This is a genomic window from Nocardioides sp. 616, assembly GCF_002930065.1.
Classification (GTDB): Bacteria; Actinomycetota; Actinomycetes; order Propionibacteriales; family Nocardioidaceae; genus Nocardioides; species Nocardioides houyundeii.
Window position 1 is genome coordinate 13494 of the sequence record NZ_POAG01000028.1, and the last position, 15634, is coordinate 29127.

Below are 15634 nucleotides of genomic sequence, written 5' to 3' on the forward strand. Positions count from 1 at the left end.
CTCATCGCCCCGGCGGACCTGGTCCGCCGCCCAGGATTGCGACCAGGGGGTCCACGTGCTCAGGTGTCAGCCGGGATGACCTCACTTCGTGCCACTTCCTCCGGCGCTGAGCGAACAGCGCCCCCGGCCTCGCCGCGGACGAACGCGGGGCTCGACCCCCGGCACGATCCCTTCCTCGATGCCGCCCGGGCCTGCATCCTCGACGTCGGTTGGCGCCGCACCACCCTCACCGAGGTGGCGCGCCGGGCCGGAGTGAGCCGGATGACGATCTATCGCGCGTGGAGCGACATGGCGGCGCTGATGGCCGACCTGATGACGCGCGAGTGGGGCGTGGTCGTGGCGGACGCCGTCGGAGACGGCACCGTCGCCGACGGCGTGGTCTCCATGATCGGGCTGCTGCGCGAGAACGAGCTGTTCGTGCGGATCATCGAGCTGGACCCGGAGCTGCTCCTGCCCTACCTGCTCACCCGCCGCGGGCGCAGCCAGCAGGCGATCCTGGAGGCGCTGACCGCCCGGATCGCGCAGGGCCAGGGCGCCGGCGAGGTCCGTCCCGGCGACCCCGGCGCACTGGCACGCACCCTGCTGCTGGCCGGTCACGGCTTCGCGCTGAGCCTGGGCACCATGGTCGACCAGGACGTGTCCGAGGCGCAGCTGACCGAGGAGCTGCACGAGCTGGTCGCCCGCACCCTGCGTCCGTGATGCTCAGAGCGGGATCGCGACGTAGGTGACGTCGAGGTACTCCTCGATGCCCTCGAACCCGCCCTCGCGCCCGAAGCCGCTCGCCTTGACCCCGCCGAAGGGGGCGGCGGCGTTGGAGACGACGCCGGTGTTGAGGCCGACCATGCCGAAGTCGAGGGCCTCGCTGACCCGCAGGGCGCGAGTCAGGTCCCGGGTGTAGGCGTAAGCGGCGAGACCGTACTCGCTGGAGTTGGCCCGCTCGATCGCCTCACCCTCGGTGCGGAACGAGGTCACCGGAGCGACGGGGCCGAAGATCTCCTCGCGGTTGATCTCGGAGTCCTCCGGCACGTCGACCAGCACCGTGGGCGGGTAGAACCAGCCCGGACCCTCGGGCACCTCGCCACCGACCAGCGCCCGGGCGCCGTCTGCGACGGCGTCGGCGACCAGCGCGGAGATCGAGTCGCGGGCCTTCTGGTCGATCAGCGGACCGACCTCGACCCCGTCGTCCTGCCCGCGGCCCACCGAGAGTGCCGACATCCGGGCCGCGAGCCGCTCGGAGAACTCCTGCGCCACCGACTCGTGGACCAGGAACCGGTTGGCCGCGGTGCAGGCCTCGCCCATGTTGCGCATCTTGGCGGCCATCGCGCCCTCGACGGCGGCGTCCAGGTCGGCGTCCTCGAAGACCAGGAACGGGGCGTTGCCGCCGAGCTCCATCGAGACCCGCTGGAGGTTGTCGGCCGACTGACGCACCAGCGTCCTGCCCACCGCGGTGGACCCGGTGAAGCTGACCTTGCGCAGCCGGTCGTCGGCCATCAGCGCCTCGCCCACCTCGCCCGAGGCGCTCGTGGTCACCACGTTGACGACGCCGGCCGGCAGGCCGACCTCGTCGAGGACCGAGGCCAGGAGCAGCATCGTCAGCGGGGTCTGGCTGGCCGGCTTCACCACGGCCGTGCAGCCCGCGGCCAGCGCGGCCCCCAGCTTGCGGGTGCCCATGGCGAGCGGGAAGTTCCACGGCGTGATCAGCAGGCACGGCCCCACGGGCCGCTTCATGGTGAGCAGCCGCGAGCCGCCGGCCGGGTTCTGCATCCAGCGGCCGTGCACCCGCACCGCCTCCTCGGAGAACCACCGGAGGAACTCGTTGCCGTAGAGCACCTCGCCGCGCGCCTCGGCGAGCGGCTTGCCCATCTCCAGGCTGATCACCCGGGCGAAGTCCTCGGCTCGGCTGTTGACCAGCTCGTACGCCGCCCGCAGCAGCTCGGCGCGCTCGCGCGGGGCCGTCGCCGCCCAGGCGTGCTGTGCCGCGACCGCGGCGTCGAGCGCCTCCCGGGCGTCGTCGACGCTCGCGTCGGCGACCTCCACCAGCACCGATCCGTCGGCCGGGTCGTCGACGCTCAGCAGGCGTCCGTCAGCGGCGTCGCGCCACTTCCCGTTGACGAAGAGCTGGGTGGGAAGTCCCTCGATCCCGACGGCGTTCGACGCCATGTCTCCTCCTGGTCCATACACGTTGGTAAAACCCTCAGGTACCCGATCACGGGCAGGTGAAGCGCTGTAGTCTCTGCCTCGCAGACCCCTTGCTGACCCCATGCAGCAAGGGGTCTGGTCATTTCCCGCACATCTTCGCGATCAGCCGGTCTCGGCGTACGACCTCCAGCCTAGAGTCCGCGCCATGGGAGATCTTCGGGCGCAGAGCCCAGAGAGCGGCATGCCTGCGGAGGCTGCCCGGCGGGGACGTCCGCCCTCCCCCCTGGTCGACCGGACGCCGTTGAACGGTGCCGCGATCGACGTCGGCGCCCGGGTCGGCTGGATGCTGCGGGTCTCCCGGCTGACCGCCGGCGGCGCGACCCGCGACGACGTCGGGCTGCGCGAGCTGGTGGTGGCGCTGCGCAAGCAGGGCATCGCCGCGTCGGAGTCGACACTGAGCCGGCTGGAGGCCGGCCGGGTGCGCTCCGGCGCCCTGGTCGACGGCTACGAGCAGGTGCTGGGCCTGGCGCCCACGTCGTTGCGGGCGCCGATCGAGGTGCTGTGCCGCGGCGCCGGCGAGGACCCGGGACGCAAGCCGGCGCCGACCACCCTGGCGGCCGTCACCGCCGCGGTGGAGCCGGTGCTCGCCGGGCCGGTCAACGGGGAGCAGTGGCTGGCCTTCGCCGACGTGCTGAGCCACCCCGGTGTGGTGGCGCTGCCCGAAGGGCTGGCACGCACGGCGATCCGGCCGCTGGCCAGCGAGGTACGGCGCAGCGTGGGGATCGGCATCGCCGCCCGCTACGAGGCGCTGTCGCTGCTGCGCTGCAGCCGCTACGGCGACATCGTGCTGGACATCGGCCTGGAGCTGCTCGACCAGGTTCCTGCCCCACCGCTGCTGGACCTGGCGCGCGCCCTGGGCGAGCAGCCCAGCGAGCGGCTGCTGACCGAGCTGAGCCGGCGACTCGACGGGACGCCCTCGCTGCTGGAGGGCGTGGTGACCGCGCTGGCCCAGGCCAGCACCGTCAACGGTCTGCCCAGCTCGGCCTGGGAGGTGCTGACCGAGCCGGTGGGGCGCTCCTACCTGGAGAGCGAGCCCGGCTCCTGGCGACGGGCCAACCTCGCCTACCTGGTGCGCGTCCTGCCCACCGAGCAACGCCAGCGGGTGCTGGCGCGGATCGGGGAGCCGCTGCCCGCCCCCATCCGCCAGCCGGCGGAGTGGACGTCGAGCCGACGCAACATCCACCACACCGCTGCCCTCGACGTGGCCCGCAGGATCACCGAGGAGCAGGGGATCCCCGAGCAGCCCGTGCTCGCCCGCCTGCTCTTCGAGGGGCTCTACGACCCCCGCATGTCGCGCGAGGTCCCCGCGGTGCTGATGCTCAGCGGCCTGCCGTTCGCCGACTCGGTGGTCCGGCACGTCGCCGCGCTGCACGACGACACCTCGGACGAGACGACGCGGACCGTGGCCCCCTGGCTGCTGATGCGCATGCGCTCCCCGGACGCCGCTCCGCACGTCGGCCACTGGGTGGGGCCCGAGCCCCAGGGACTCGTCGCCGCGCTGGTGCTGGCCCACAGCGGGCGCCCGGTCCCCTTCGATGCGGTCGCGCCGTTCCTCTCCCCGCTGCCCCAGTACGGGGTGCGTGCCTTGGCCGCGCTGGCCCTGGCGGGGAACCCGGTCCTGGGTGAGATCGCCTCCGGCCAGCACCCGTGCGCCGACGCTGAGACTTCCGCCACGGCGCGCTGGCTGCTGGACGACGGTCCCCGCGTGACACCGTGACCAGATTTCCACCAGCCCCGACGTGCATTGCAACAAGTCCGGGGTCCGACCGCGGGCCGTCGTACTTTTGACGCAGAGGGCCGGGCGTGACATGGGGGTGCGCCCGGCTCCTCCCCCTCTTCGGCAGCCGCATTCGGGCTGTCGCGCCGACGGGACCCGCTACTCGACGGTGACCGACTTCGCCAGGTTGCGCGGCTTGTCGATGTCCAGCCCCAGCTCCTGGGCGGCGTGGTAGGCCAGCAGCTGCAGCGGGATGGTCAGCAGGATCGGGTCCAGCTCGACCTCGCTGCGCGGTACGTCGATCCGCCGGACCTCCAGCCCGCTCAGGTCCACCTCGGCATGCGTCACCACCACCAGCGGCCCGCCCCGGGCGGCGATCTCGTGGAGCGCCCCGATGTTGCGGTCGGTCAGCTCGTCGGCCGGCACGATCGCCACCGTGGGCACCTCCGGGGCGATCAGGGCGAGCGGGCCGTGCTTGAGCTCGGAGGTCGGGTAGGCCTCGGCGTGGCGATAGGTGATCTCCTTGAACTTCTGGGCCCCCTCCCGGGCGACCGGGAAGCCGCGCACCCGGCCGACGAAGAACAGCGACTCCGCCCGGGCCAGCTCGCGCGCGATCTCGGCGATCTGCGGCTCGGTGTCGAGCACCTCCTTCATCTTCCCGGGCAGCTGCTCCAGGGCGGCGACCAGGCGCCTGCCGTCGGCCACCGAGAGGTCGCGGACCCGGCCGAGCTGGAGGGCGAGCAGCGCGAAGCCGAGGAACATGTTGGTCAGCGCCTTGGTGCTCGCCACGGCCACCTCGGGCCCGGCGTGCAGATAGATGCCCCCGTCGCAGGCGCGGGCGATGGCACTTCCGACCACGTTGACCAAGCCGATCACCCGGCCGCCCTTGCGCCGGATCTCCTGCACGGCGAGCAGGGTGTCGATGGTCTCCCCCGACTGGCTCACCGCGACGTAGAGGGTGTCGAGCTCGATGATCGGGTTGCGGTACCGGAACTCGCTGGCCGGCTCGGCGTCCGCGGGCACCCGGGCCAGCTCCTCGATCAGTCCGGCTCCCATCTGCCCCACGTAGTACGACGACCCGCAGCCCAGGATCTTGACCCGGCGCACGGCCCGGCTCTCCCGGGCGTCCAGGTTGAGCCCGCCCAGGTGGGTGGTGCCGAACCGCTCGTCGAGCCGGCCGCGCAGCACGCTCTCCGCCGCGAACGGCTGCTCGCTGATCTCCTTGCGCATGAAGGACTCGTGGTCGCCGGCCTCGTAGGAGTCCGGGTCGACGTCGATCTCCTGGGCGCCCTTGCCGGTGGAGGTGGTGAAGCCGTCCGCGGTCACGGTGGCCAGCTCGCCGTCCTCCAGCATCACCACGCTGGTGGTGTGCCGCACCAGCGCGGCCAGGTCGGAGGCGACGTACATCTCGCCGTTGCCGACGCCGAGGATGAGCGGGCTGCCGTTGCGGGCCACCACGAGCTCGCCGGGGTGGTCGGCGTGCAGCACCGCCAGGCCCCAGGTGCCCTCGACCTGGCCGAGGGCCTGGCGCACCTTCTCCTCCAGGGTGTCGGCGGTCGCGGCCGCCACCAGGTGGGCCAGCACCTCGGTGTCGGTGTCGCTGGTCAGTGGCACGCCCCGCTCGGCCAGCCGGGCGCGCAGGGTGGCCGCGTTGTCCAGGATGCCGTTGTGCACCACCGCCACCCGTCCTGAGGCGTCGGTGTGGGGGTGCGCGTTGGCGTCGGTCGCGGGCCCGTGGGTGGCCCAGCGGGTGTGGCCGATGCCGAGGTGGCCGGCGAACCGCTTGGGCAGGCCGGCCGCCAGCTCACGGACCCGGCCGGACCGCTTGGCGACCCGCACCGCCCCGGTGTCGGTGAGCACCGCCAGGCCGGCGGAGTCGTAGCCACGGTGCTCGAGCCGGGCCAGGCCCTCGAGCAGGATCGGCACCGCATCCTGAGGTCCGAGATATCCCACGATTCCGCACATGAGTTGCCTTCCAGAGAGGGGTCAGCCGTAGACGATGCGTCGCAGCTGACGTTCGGTGAGAGCCGGTGCCGCCACCACCCGAGTCCTGAGCTCGGCGGCCAGCAGCGGGAAGATCTGGTCGTTCTTCGCGCCGTACGTCTTGAGCTCGGCGTGCCGGCGACGCACCAGCGCCTCCACGGTCTCGGCGTGGAAGGCCAGCACGTCGCCCACGATGCGGCGTACCTCGGACTCGGTGAGTCCTGAGGTCGAGACCAGGTGGTCCACCAACGCATCCACGTCGGCCCGGGGGTTGTGCACCCAGAAATCATGCGCCTCGCCACCCCCCGTTGTCGCGTTCCTGCCCGAAATCGGGCAGGAACCGGCCTGCGGATCTTCCCGACCCGAGGGACGGAGGCTGGCTAGGGTTCGGCCGTGAGCACCCCAGAATCCGAGGAATCGACCGTCACGGCAGCGGCCAAGGCGCTCCAGGGGCTGGTCCTCGAGCGGCTGGCGGTCGGCATGGTGGTGATCGCGCTGGCGCTGATCGTCTACGGCGCCGTCGAGGGTGGCGGCGCGGCACGGGTGTTCGCCGTGACGGTCGGGGCGCTGGGAGTGGCCATGCCGCTCGCCGGCTGGCGCCTGCACTGGTCCGACGCGGTCAGGTGGCTGGTGCTGCTCCCGCTGACCGTGGGGGTCCTGGTCGCCTTCTCCTGGGCGTCGCGGGGATGACCCGGGTGGTTTGAGGCCTCCTGTGCGGGGTACCACGCCACGACAGGTCGGACGCCACCTCTCCTGGTGGGTGAGCGGCGAGGGATAGCCTCACAACCTCATACCGGGGATCAGGAGCACCATGTTCAGCAAACGGCGACCTACGACGCCCAGCCAGCAGGACCAGCCCACCGCGAAGCGCGCGCGCACCGCCGACGAGCCGCCCGCTGCGGTGGCGCCGGAGCACGCGCCGCCGCCGGAGCCGGAGACCGTACCGCCGCTGGCACCGCCGGACTACCGCGGTGCGGTCCTGGACCGGTTCGGCGGACGGGCAGCCACCTGGAGCCTGCGCCTGCTGCTGGTCAGTGCCGCCCTGCTGGTCTTCTTCTGGGTGCTCGGCAAGGTCTGGGACATCACGCTCCCGATCCTCCTCGCGCTGCTGCTGAGCACGGTGCTGGCGCCGGTGGCCCAGTTCCTGCGCCGCTTCATGCCCGCGGCGGCCGCCGCCGGCCTGACCCTGCTGGCCGGCATCGGCGCCCTGGTCGCTCTCGGCTTCGCCCTGGCGCCCCAGGTCTCGGGCCAGTGGGGGGAGGTCGTCGACGCCGCGTCGGACGGGGTCGTGAAGGTCCAGGACATGCTCTCCGAGGAGCCCTTCAACATCAGCTCGAGCCAGATCGACCAGGGGGTGGACAAGTTCGTGGAGGAGCTCCAGGGCAACGCCGGCTCCATCGCCGGGGGCGTCCTGTCCGGCGTCTCCACCGCCAGCTCGTTCCTGGTCACCACGCTGATCGCCCTGGTGCTCTGCTTCTTCTTCCTCAAGGACGGCAACAAGTTCATCCCGTGGATGAGCGGCCTGGTCGGCCCCAACAGCTCCACGCACACGGCCGAGATGGCACTGCGCAGCTGGACGGCGCTGAGTGGCTTCATCAGGGCCCAGGCGCTCGTCGGCCTGATCGACGCCGTCGCCATCGGAGCGGGACTGCTGGTGCTCGACATCCCGTTCGCGCTCCCGCTCGCGGTGCTGATCTTCTTCGGTGCCTTCATCCCGATCCTCGGCGCCCTGGTGACCGGCGTGCTGGCAGCACTGGTCGCGCTCGTCACCAACGGCCTGACCAGCGCGATCATCGTCGTCATCCTGGTGCTGATCGTCCAGCAGCTGGAGGGCAACGTCCTGCAGCCCATCCTGGTGGGACGGACCTTGGACATGCACCCGGCGCTGGTGATCCTCGCGGTCACGGCCGGCGGGTCCCTGGCAGGCATCATCGGCACCTTCCTGGCGGTGCCGGCACTGGCGGTCTTCACGGCCGTGTTCCGCTACAGCCGAGAGCAGCTGGAGCTGGCCGCCCAGTCGCCCCCGGCTCCCCCGCCGGGGGCAGTGCCCTCGGACTGAGGGCAGCCGCCGAGACGACCGCCAAGGACGCCGGGGCGTCCGAGCGCCGTTGTGACGCACGTCACTCCTACGGCTCGGAATGCCCCGGCGTCCTTTACGCTTCTACTAGTTGAATCATCAACCACACACCTGGGAGACGCCGTGAACTTCTTCAACCGCAAGTCAGAGACGACCAGCGACACCTTCGACGCCCCCACCCAGTCGGTCGGCGACATCACCGGCGACTACACGATCGACCCCAGCCACAGCCGCCTCGGGTTCTCCGCACGCCACGCCATGGTGACCACCGTGCGTGGCTCCTTCCGGGACTTCGAGGGCACCGCCCACGTGGACACCACCACCCCGGCCAGCTCCTCGGTGCGCCTGACCATCCAGACCTCCAGCATCGACACCGGCTCCGCGGACCGTGACGGCCACCTCCGGTCCGCCGACTTCTTCGACGCCGACGCGAACCCGACCATCGCCTTCGTCTCCACCGGCGTGGAGCGCGACGGCTCGGACTGGACCGTCACCGGCGACCTGACCATCAAGGGCGTCACCAAGCCGGTCACCATCGACTTCGAGGAGACCGGCTCCGCCCAGGACCCCTTCGGCAACACCCGCATCGGGTTCGAGGGCGCGACCACCATCAACCGCAAGGACTGGGACCTCACCTGGAACGCGGCCCTGGAGACCGGCGGCGTCCTGGTCTCGGAGAAGATCAAGCTCGAGTTCGACGTCTCGGCGATCAAGACCGCCTGACCCGCATACCCCCGCGCAACGCGAAACGCCCCGGCACCAGCCGGGGCGTTTCGTGCGTTCAGGGACAGCCGCTACTTGTGGCGCGGCTTCTTGGGCGCCTCGGAGCCGGCGTCGCCACGCGACGATCCGGAGTCCTGGGTGAGCTCGATCAGCTTGCCCGAGATCCGGGTGCCGCGCAGGGCCTCCCAGGTGCTCGCGGGCAGCTCGGCGGGGAGGTCCACCAGCGAGTGGTCCATCCGGATGTCGATCTTGCCGAAGTCGTTGCGCCCCAGGCCGCCCTCGTTGGCGAGCGCGCCCACGATCTGGCGCGGCTCCACCTTGTGGCGCTTGCCCACCGAGATCCGGTACGTCGCCAGGTTGGCGTCGTTGCCCACGCGGCGCTGAGCCGGCTTGCGGGGGCCACGGTCGCCACGGTCTCCCCGGTCGCCACGGTCGTTGCGACCGCGCCCACCCTGGTCGCCGCGGTCGTCGCGCGGGGTGTGCAGCAGCTCGGCCTTGGTGTCCGGCTCCAGCAGCAGCGGGTGGTCGCCGTACATCACGGCGGCCAGGGCCGCGGCGACGTCGACCTCGGGCACGTCGTACTCGGAGACGTAGTGGGAGACCACGTCCCGGAAGAACTCGATGCGCTCGGTCTCCGAGAGCGCCGCGGTGATGGCGTCGTCGAAGCGGGTCAGCCGGGTGGAGTTGATGTCCTCGACCGACGGCAGCTGCATCTGGGTGATCGGCTGACGGGTGGCCTTCTCGATCGCCCGGAGCAGGTGGCGCTCGCGGGGGGTGACGAAGGCGATCGAGTCACCGGTGCGGCCCGCGCGGCCGGTCCGGCCGATGCGGTGCACGTAGGACTCGGTGTCGGTCGGGATGTCGAAGTTGACGACGTGGCTGATCCGCTCCACGTCGAGACCGCGGGCCGCGACGTCGGTGGCGACCAGGATGTCGAGCTTGGCGTCGCGCAGCTGGTTGATGGTGCGCTCGCGCTGCACCTGGGCCACGTCGCCGTTGATGGCCTGGGCGGAGAAGCCCCGGGCGCGCAGCTTCTCGGCGAGCACCTCGGTGACCTGCTTGGTGCGGACGAAGACGATCATCCCCTCGAAGTTCTCGACCTCGAGGATGCGGGTCAGCGCGTCGACCTTCTGCGGGTAGCTGACCATCAGGTAGCGCTGGTTGATCGTGGAGGAGGTCGTGGTCTTGTTCTTGACCGTGATCTCGACCGGGTCGTTGAGGTGCTTCTTGGAGATGCGGCGGATCTGCGCGGGCATCGTGGCCGAGAAGAGCGCGACCTGCTTGGTCTTCGGGGTGTCGGCCAGGATCGTCTCGACGTCCTCGGCGAAGCCCATCTTCAGCATCTCGTCGGCCTCGTCGAGCACCAGGAAGCGCAGCTCGGAGAGGTCGAGGGTGCCCTTCTGCAGGTGGTCCATGATCCGACCCGGCGTGCCGACGACGACCTGGACGCCGCGACGCAGGGCCGAGAGCTGGACGCCGTACCCCTGGCCGCCGTAGACCGGGAGCACGCGCACGTTCTTCTGGTGCGACGCATACCGCTCGAAGGCCTCGGAGACCTGGAGCGCGAGCTCACGGGTCGGGGCCAGCACCAGCGCCTGCGGCTTCTTCTGGGTCATGTCGAGGTTGGAGAGGATCGGCAGCGCGAAGGCGGCCGTCTTGCCGGTGCCGGTCTGAGCCAGGCCCACGACGTCCCGGCCCTCGAGCAGGGGCGGGATGGTGGCCGCCTGGATCGGCGAGGGGCGCTCGTAGCCGACCTCGCGGAGCGTCTTCAGCACCGAGTCGGACAGCCCGAGCTCTTCGAAAGTGGGTACGTCAGGGGCTGCCTTGTCTGCAGCAGCGTCGTCGTTCATACCCCGCAGGTTAATGCCAGGGGGGACGCCGCAGAGATTCGACGGTGGCGCGACCTTTGTCACGGCGCGGTCACAGCGCGGTCACAGCGCGCCTTCGGGCGGCCCGGGCACGAAGCCTCTGGTGCGTCCCGAGGCGCCTTCATAGCGTTCCCACCAGAGACCGCACCGCCCACCGGCAGGAGGCGTGACCCGTGGCAGCCCATCCGGCGCACGCCCGAAGCCGACCCAAGGGCAGCCCCATGCTGCTGGTGCTGATGGCGCTCGTGGTGGTGCCGTCGGTGGTCCTGGCCGACCACTGGGGCGCCGGACCCGCCGGCATCATCGGCGGCCTGACGGGGCTGTTCTCGCTGGTGGTCTTCATGGGCGGTCCGCTGCGTGCGGACCTTCGCCTGGCCGGGGTGCTGGCACCGCTGCTGGTGATCGCCGCGGTCGTCCCCCGCATGGTGGGCGAGGTCTCGCGTCCCGGGGCGATCGCGCTCGTCGTGCTGATCACCTTCGTCGCCGCGCTGCTGCCGCTGGCCGGGCCGAGGTTCGGCAACGCCGGACTCGGCCTCGGCATGACCACGATGTTCGGCTACGGCTACGCGATCCGGGGATCCGCGGACGACCAGCAGCTGGTCGTCGCCGCTGTGGCCGGCGTCCTGGTGGGCCTGCTGCTCCGGGTCCTCTTCGGCGTCGCCGACCCCTCCAAGCCCACCCGGGAGCAGATCGCCGAGGTGCTGGTGGGCGACGACCCGACCTCGGCCACCTCCACCGCGTTCGGCACCTGGCTCAGCGACGGCCGGCAGCGCTGGCTCGCCGACGTGCTCGAAGCGGCCTCGCACTACCGGCTCGCCCTGCGTGCGACGACCCTGCCCGGGACCCTGCCCGGGACCCTGCCCGGGACGCCGCCCGCGACTCTGCCCGGGGCGGACCAGGGGCAGGTCGACGAGCTCCGGGGCCGGGCCTCCGAGCTGGCCGATCGACTGCGGGCGAAGCCCGGAAGGGGCACCGAGCCGCAGCCGGCGGCTGCCCAGGCCCAGGTACGGCAGCCGCCCCGGGGACCGAGCACGCTGGAGGAGGCCGCCAGGGACCTGGACGCGGTCGAGCAGGCGATCCTCGGGCACGACACCACCCCGGTCCCGATCGAGCGGGACCGACGCCGCGAGCTCACCTACGCGCTGCTCCACCCGTCCGGACGGCTGCGATCGATCCAGGTCCGGCACGCGTTCCGCACGGCGCTCGGAGTGCTGATCATGCTGCTGGTCACCGCTCCCCTGGAGTCCGGGGACCCGCTGGTCTCCACCGTGCTGCTGGCCACCTTCGGCATCCTCCAGGCCAGCTGGCGCGACACCTTCGCCAAGGCCCGGAACAAGATCATCGGCCTGTGCGGGGGGTCGCTCGCCGTGGCGGTCATCCTGCTGGTCGCCCCGTCGGAGCTCCTGGTGCCGATCGCGGGCGTCTCGCTGTGCCTGGGCCTGTGGTACATCGTGACCCGGCCCGCCCTCGGTGCGGGCTTCATGGTGGTGGTCAGCGTCGGCATGAACGCCGTCACCCGGGACCTGGACCCGGTGGACCTGCTCCTGCAGTACGTCGGCCTCACCCTGGTCGCCGTGGTCGTCGGGGTGGTCGTCGGCTTCACCGTCGTCCCGTCGTTCCGGCCCGCGCCGCTGCGCCGCCGCATCGAGGCGGCCACCCAGGCGACGGAGGCCGCGCTCCGAGTCTCCCGCGACGACCAGCACCCGCTGTCCGAGGTGCTCGCGCTGCAACGCGTGGCCGCGCAGAAGCAGGAGGAGCTGGTGCCCGACCACGAGCCGCTCGACGACCGGCAGCTCGCCGACCTGGACAGGCTCCGGACCGGCCTGCGTGACCTGCTCACCCTGGTGGAGGCCGAGCAGCTGCGCCGCGACGTGCTCGACCAGGCGACGCTGGAGCAGGTCCTGGAGTCGCTGGCCCAGCAGACGGGGGCGGCCGAGCGCGCCCTGCTGCGGACGCTGCCGGCCGCATGAGCCGGGGGCTGGGTCGTTTGCCGCCGGGCCGGATTGGCAACCTGGGAGCGTGAGCGACGACCAGGCAGTGCCAGGCCCCGACTCCTGCGTGCGCGTGCGGGGAGCCCGGGAGCACAACCTCCGCGGCGTCGACGTCGACCTGCCCCGGGACGCGATCGTCGCGTTCACCGGAGTCTCCGGGTCGGGCAAGTCGTCGCTGGCCTTCGGCACCCTGTACGCCGAGGCGCAACGCCGCTACTTCGAGTCGGTCGCGCCGTACGCCCGGCGGCTGCTCCAGCAGGTCGGCGTACCGCACGTGGAGGAGATCACCGGGCTGCCGCCCGCGGTGGCGCTGCAGCAGCGGCGCGGCGCCGCCAGCTCCCGGTCCACGGTCGGCACCATCACCACGCTGTCCAACCTGCTGCGCATCCTCTACTCCCGCGCCGGCGACTACCCCGAGGGTGCCGAGCACCTGGCGGCCGAGGCGTTCTCCCCCAACACCGCGGCAGGCGCCTGCCTGAGGTGTCACGGGCTGGGGGTGGCCCACGACGTCGCTGAGGAGCTGCTCGTCCCGGACACCTCGCTGAGCATCCGCGACGGCGCGATCGCCGCGTGGCCCGGCGCGTGGCAGGGCCACAACCTGCGTCGCATCGTGAAGAACCTCGGCATCGACGTGGACGTGCCGTGGCGCGAGCTGAAGCGGGAGGACCAGGAGTGGCTGCTCTTCACCGAGGAGGAGCCGCGGGTGCTGATCCGGCCCCAGGACAAGGACGGCGGCGGCGGGCGCGACTACATGGGCACCTTCCGCAGCGCGAGGCGGCACGTGCGCCAGGTGCTGACCAGCTCGGGCAGCGAGAAGATGCGCGCCGACATGCAGCGCTTCGTGCGGAGCACGGCCTGCCCGACCTGCGGTGGCAGCGGGCTGCGCCCCGAAGCGCTGGCGGTGACCTTCGCGGGGATGTCGATCCAGCAGGCGAACGCGCTGCCCTTCACCGAGCTGGTGGAGCGGCTGCGGCCGTTCGCCGTCGGGGACACCGACGACGCCGGGGTGCGTCTCAGTGGGGACCTGGTCGCCCGAATCGAGGTGCTGCTCGGTCTCGGGCTGGGCTACCTGTCCCTGGGTCGCAGCTCCACCACGCTGTCACCCGGGGAAGCGCAGCGGCTGCGGATCGCCACCCAGCTGCGCTCGGGGCTCTTCGGGGTGGTCTACGTGCTCGACGAGCCGTCCGCGGGGCTGCACCCGGCGGACGCGGAGCCGCTGCTGGCGCTCCTCGACGACCTCAAGGCGGCGGGCAACACGCTGTTCGTGGTGGAGCACGACATGGACGTCGTACGCCGGGCGGACTGGGTGGTCGACATCGGTCCGGGCGCCGGGGAGAACGGCGGTCGGGTGCTCTACTCCGGGCCGGTCGCCGGGCTGGAGTCCGTCGCGGAGTCGGCCACCTCGAAGTATCTCTTCGGTCGGGCGGATCGACTGGAGCGCGAGCCGCGGGAGCCTTCGGGCTGGCTGCACCTGGTCGGGGTCTCGCGGCACAACCTGCGCGACGTCTCCCTCGACCTGCCGCTCGGCGCGATGACCGCGGTCACCGGGGTGTCCGGGTCGGGGAAGTCGACGCTGGCGGTCCAGGTGCTCGGCGAGGTGGTACGCCGCCACCTCGGCCTGGCTCCCCTCTCGGTCGCCTCGGACGGGGACGACGAGGAGGAGGTCTTCACCGGGGAGGTCGACGTACGCGAGGCCCGCGGCGTCGACGCCTTCGACCGGCTGGTGGTGGTGGACCAGAAGCCGATCGGCCGCACGCCGCGGTCCAACCTGGCGACGTACACCGGGCTCTTCGACGCGGTACGCCGCGTCTTCGCGGCGACGCCGCTGGCGAAGGAGCGCGGGTACGGCGCCGGGCGGTTCTCGTTCAACGTCGCTGAGGGGCGGTGCCCGAAGTGCCAGGGCGAGGGGTTCGTCTCCGTCGAGCTGATCTTCCTGCCGAGCACTTACGCGCCGTGCCCGGAGTGCCACGGGGCGCGCTACAACCCCGAGACGCTCGAGGTGACCTACCGGGACCGGACCATCGCCGACGTGCTGGGGATGTCGGTGGACGAGGCTGCTGTGTTCTTGGCCGACGTGCCGGCCGCTGCGCGAGGGCTCGCCGCGCTCCAGTCGGTGGGGCTCGGCTACCTGCGGCTCGGGCAGCCCGCGACCGAGCTCAGCGGCGGGGAGGCACAGCGGATCAAGCTCGCCACCGAGCTGCAGCGGGCCAACCGCGGGCACACCCTCTACCTGCTGGACGAGCCCACTTCTGGGCTGCACCCCTCGGACACCGCACTGCTGGTGCGGCAGCTGCACCGGCTGGTGGACGCGGGCAACACGGTGGTCCTGGTGGAGCACGACCTGGACACGATTGCGTCGGCGGACTGGGTGGTCGATCTGGGGCCGGGCGGTGGGGATGCCGGTGGGCAGGTGGTGGCTGCCGGGACGCCGGCGGAGGTGGCCGCGGCGGGGGTTGGGGTGACTGCGAAGTATCTATCGCCGAGGCTCGCGGGTTGAACTCAGGGACGTCCGACCCGTAGCCCTTTCCACCCAGAATGACGCGACATCGCGGCGTGAGGGGCTGCCTTCCCCATCGTGAAGCCACGCAGACACCCGGCCGGCCCCCGCGTGGTGGGGCCGGAGAAGCCCATGCGTCGAACTGCTGGATGAGCCGGCGCGACGCGGGGCTCGGCAGAGCACGCGTAGCCGGGACACAGGGCTGGCCCTGTCGACACATCATTAAGACTTCATCGCGTCGATCTGGACAGGGCGCCCGCCCGAGCGTGCCGACGCAGGTGATCTCGCGCCTGATCGTCCGCCTTATGCTAGGGGCCGGCGGTCGCGTCGATGTGGTGTGCAGGGGGACATATGGGGGGCACCGAGCCGGACGGCGTCGCGTCGGAGGAGCCGTGTGACCCGACGACTGACATGACCGAGACGGATGCCGATCGCAACAAGGCGGAAGACGGCACGCCATCGAAGCCATTAGTAGACCCGGCACCGGCGTTGAAGTCCCTCGTCACCGCAGCGGACTTCATGCCGAAGTTCAACGCGGCGGACCTGGTCGCGAGCATGGCTCCAATGGTCACCGCAGCG

The 15634-nt window shown here is 71.7% G+C and carries 11 protein-coding genes; 7 read left to right on the forward strand and 4 right to left on the reverse strand.

What is annotated here, in order from left to right; all coding sequences use genetic code 11:
- Positions 1–75 precede the first annotated feature (75 nt).
- Positions 76–699, forward strand: coding sequence for a TetR/AcrR family transcriptional regulator (locus tag C5H89_RS18590; protein WP_104108454.1), 624 nt, complete (start codon positions 76–78; stop codon positions 697–699).
- A gap of 3 nt (positions 700–702) precedes the next feature.
- Here the strand turns inward: C5H89_RS18590 and C5H89_RS18595 are convergent, their stop codons facing one another.
- The gene (locus C5H89_RS18595; protein ID WP_104108455.1) at positions 703–2160 is read right to left on the reverse strand and encodes an NAD-dependent succinate-semialdehyde dehydrogenase; all 1458 of its coding nucleotides are present in this window, start codon (positions 2158–2160) and stop codon (positions 703–705) included.
- 184 nt (positions 2161–2344) lie between these two features.
- On the opposite strand from C5H89_RS18595, the gene C5H89_RS18600 reads away from it, so the two are divergent.
- Positions 2345–3916, forward strand: coding sequence for a hypothetical protein (locus tag C5H89_RS18600; protein ID WP_162799480.1), 1572 nt, complete (start codon positions 2345–2347; stop codon positions 3914–3916).
- 159 nt (positions 3917–4075) lie between these two features.
- On the opposite strand, the gene glmS is transcribed toward C5H89_RS18600, so the two are convergent.
- Together glmS and C5H89_RS18610 are read right to left on the reverse strand one after the other, a co-directional pair.
- Entirely contained in the window at positions 4076–5881 is a 1806-nt protein-coding gene (glmS, locus tag C5H89_RS18605; RefSeq protein WP_104108457.1) for a glutamine--fructose-6-phosphate transaminase (isomerizing), read from the reverse strand.
- Positions 5882–5902: 21 nt separating this feature from the next.
- A complete protein-coding gene (locus tag C5H89_RS18610; RefSeq protein WP_104108458.1) occupies positions 5903–6178 on the reverse strand; it encodes a hypothetical protein in 276 nt (91 codons plus the stop codon).
- Positions 6179–6292: 114 nt separating this feature from the next.
- Between C5H89_RS18610 and C5H89_RS18615 the strand changes: the two genes are divergently transcribed.
- From C5H89_RS18615 to C5H89_RS18625, 3 genes are all read left to right on the forward strand, one after another.
- Positions 6293–6589 carry a hypothetical protein gene (locus C5H89_RS18615; RefSeq protein ID WP_104108459.1) on the forward strand — a complete coding sequence of 99 codons (297 nt, stop codon included), beginning with the start codon at positions 6293–6295 and terminating at the stop codon, positions 6587–6589.
- A gap of 121 nt (positions 6590–6710) precedes the next feature.
- Entirely contained in the window at positions 6711–7958 is a 1248-nt protein-coding gene (locus tag C5H89_RS18620) for an AI-2E family transporter (RefSeq protein ID WP_104108460.1), read from the forward strand.
- A gap of 141 nt (positions 7959–8099) precedes the next feature.
- Positions 8100–8699, forward strand: coding sequence for a YceI family protein (locus tag C5H89_RS18625; protein WP_104108461.1), 600 nt, complete (start codon positions 8100–8102; stop codon positions 8697–8699).
- Between the two features lie 71 nt (positions 8700–8770).
- Here the strand turns inward: C5H89_RS18625 and C5H89_RS18630 are convergent, their stop codons facing one another.
- Positions 8771–10549 carry a DEAD/DEAH box helicase gene (locus tag C5H89_RS18630; RefSeq protein ID WP_104108462.1) on the reverse strand — a complete coding sequence of 593 codons (1779 nt, stop codon included), beginning with the start codon at positions 10547–10549 and terminating at the stop codon, positions 8771–8773.
- A gap of 191 nt (positions 10550–10740) precedes the next feature.
- Here C5H89_RS18630 and C5H89_RS18635 point away from each other — a divergent pair, with 191 nt between their 5' ends.
- Both C5H89_RS18635 and C5H89_RS18640 read left to right on the forward strand, forming a co-directional pair.
- Positions 10741–12537, forward strand: coding sequence for a hypothetical protein (locus tag C5H89_RS18635; protein ID WP_162799481.1), 1797 nt, complete (start codon positions 10741–10743; stop codon positions 12535–12537).
- 49 nt (positions 12538–12586) lie between these two features.
- Complete coding sequence (locus C5H89_RS18640; RefSeq protein ID WP_240181950.1) at positions 12587–15055, forward strand: excinuclease ABC subunit UvrA; 2469 nt, start codon at positions 12587–12589, stop codon at positions 15053–15055.
- Positions 15056–15634 lie beyond the last annotated feature (579 nt).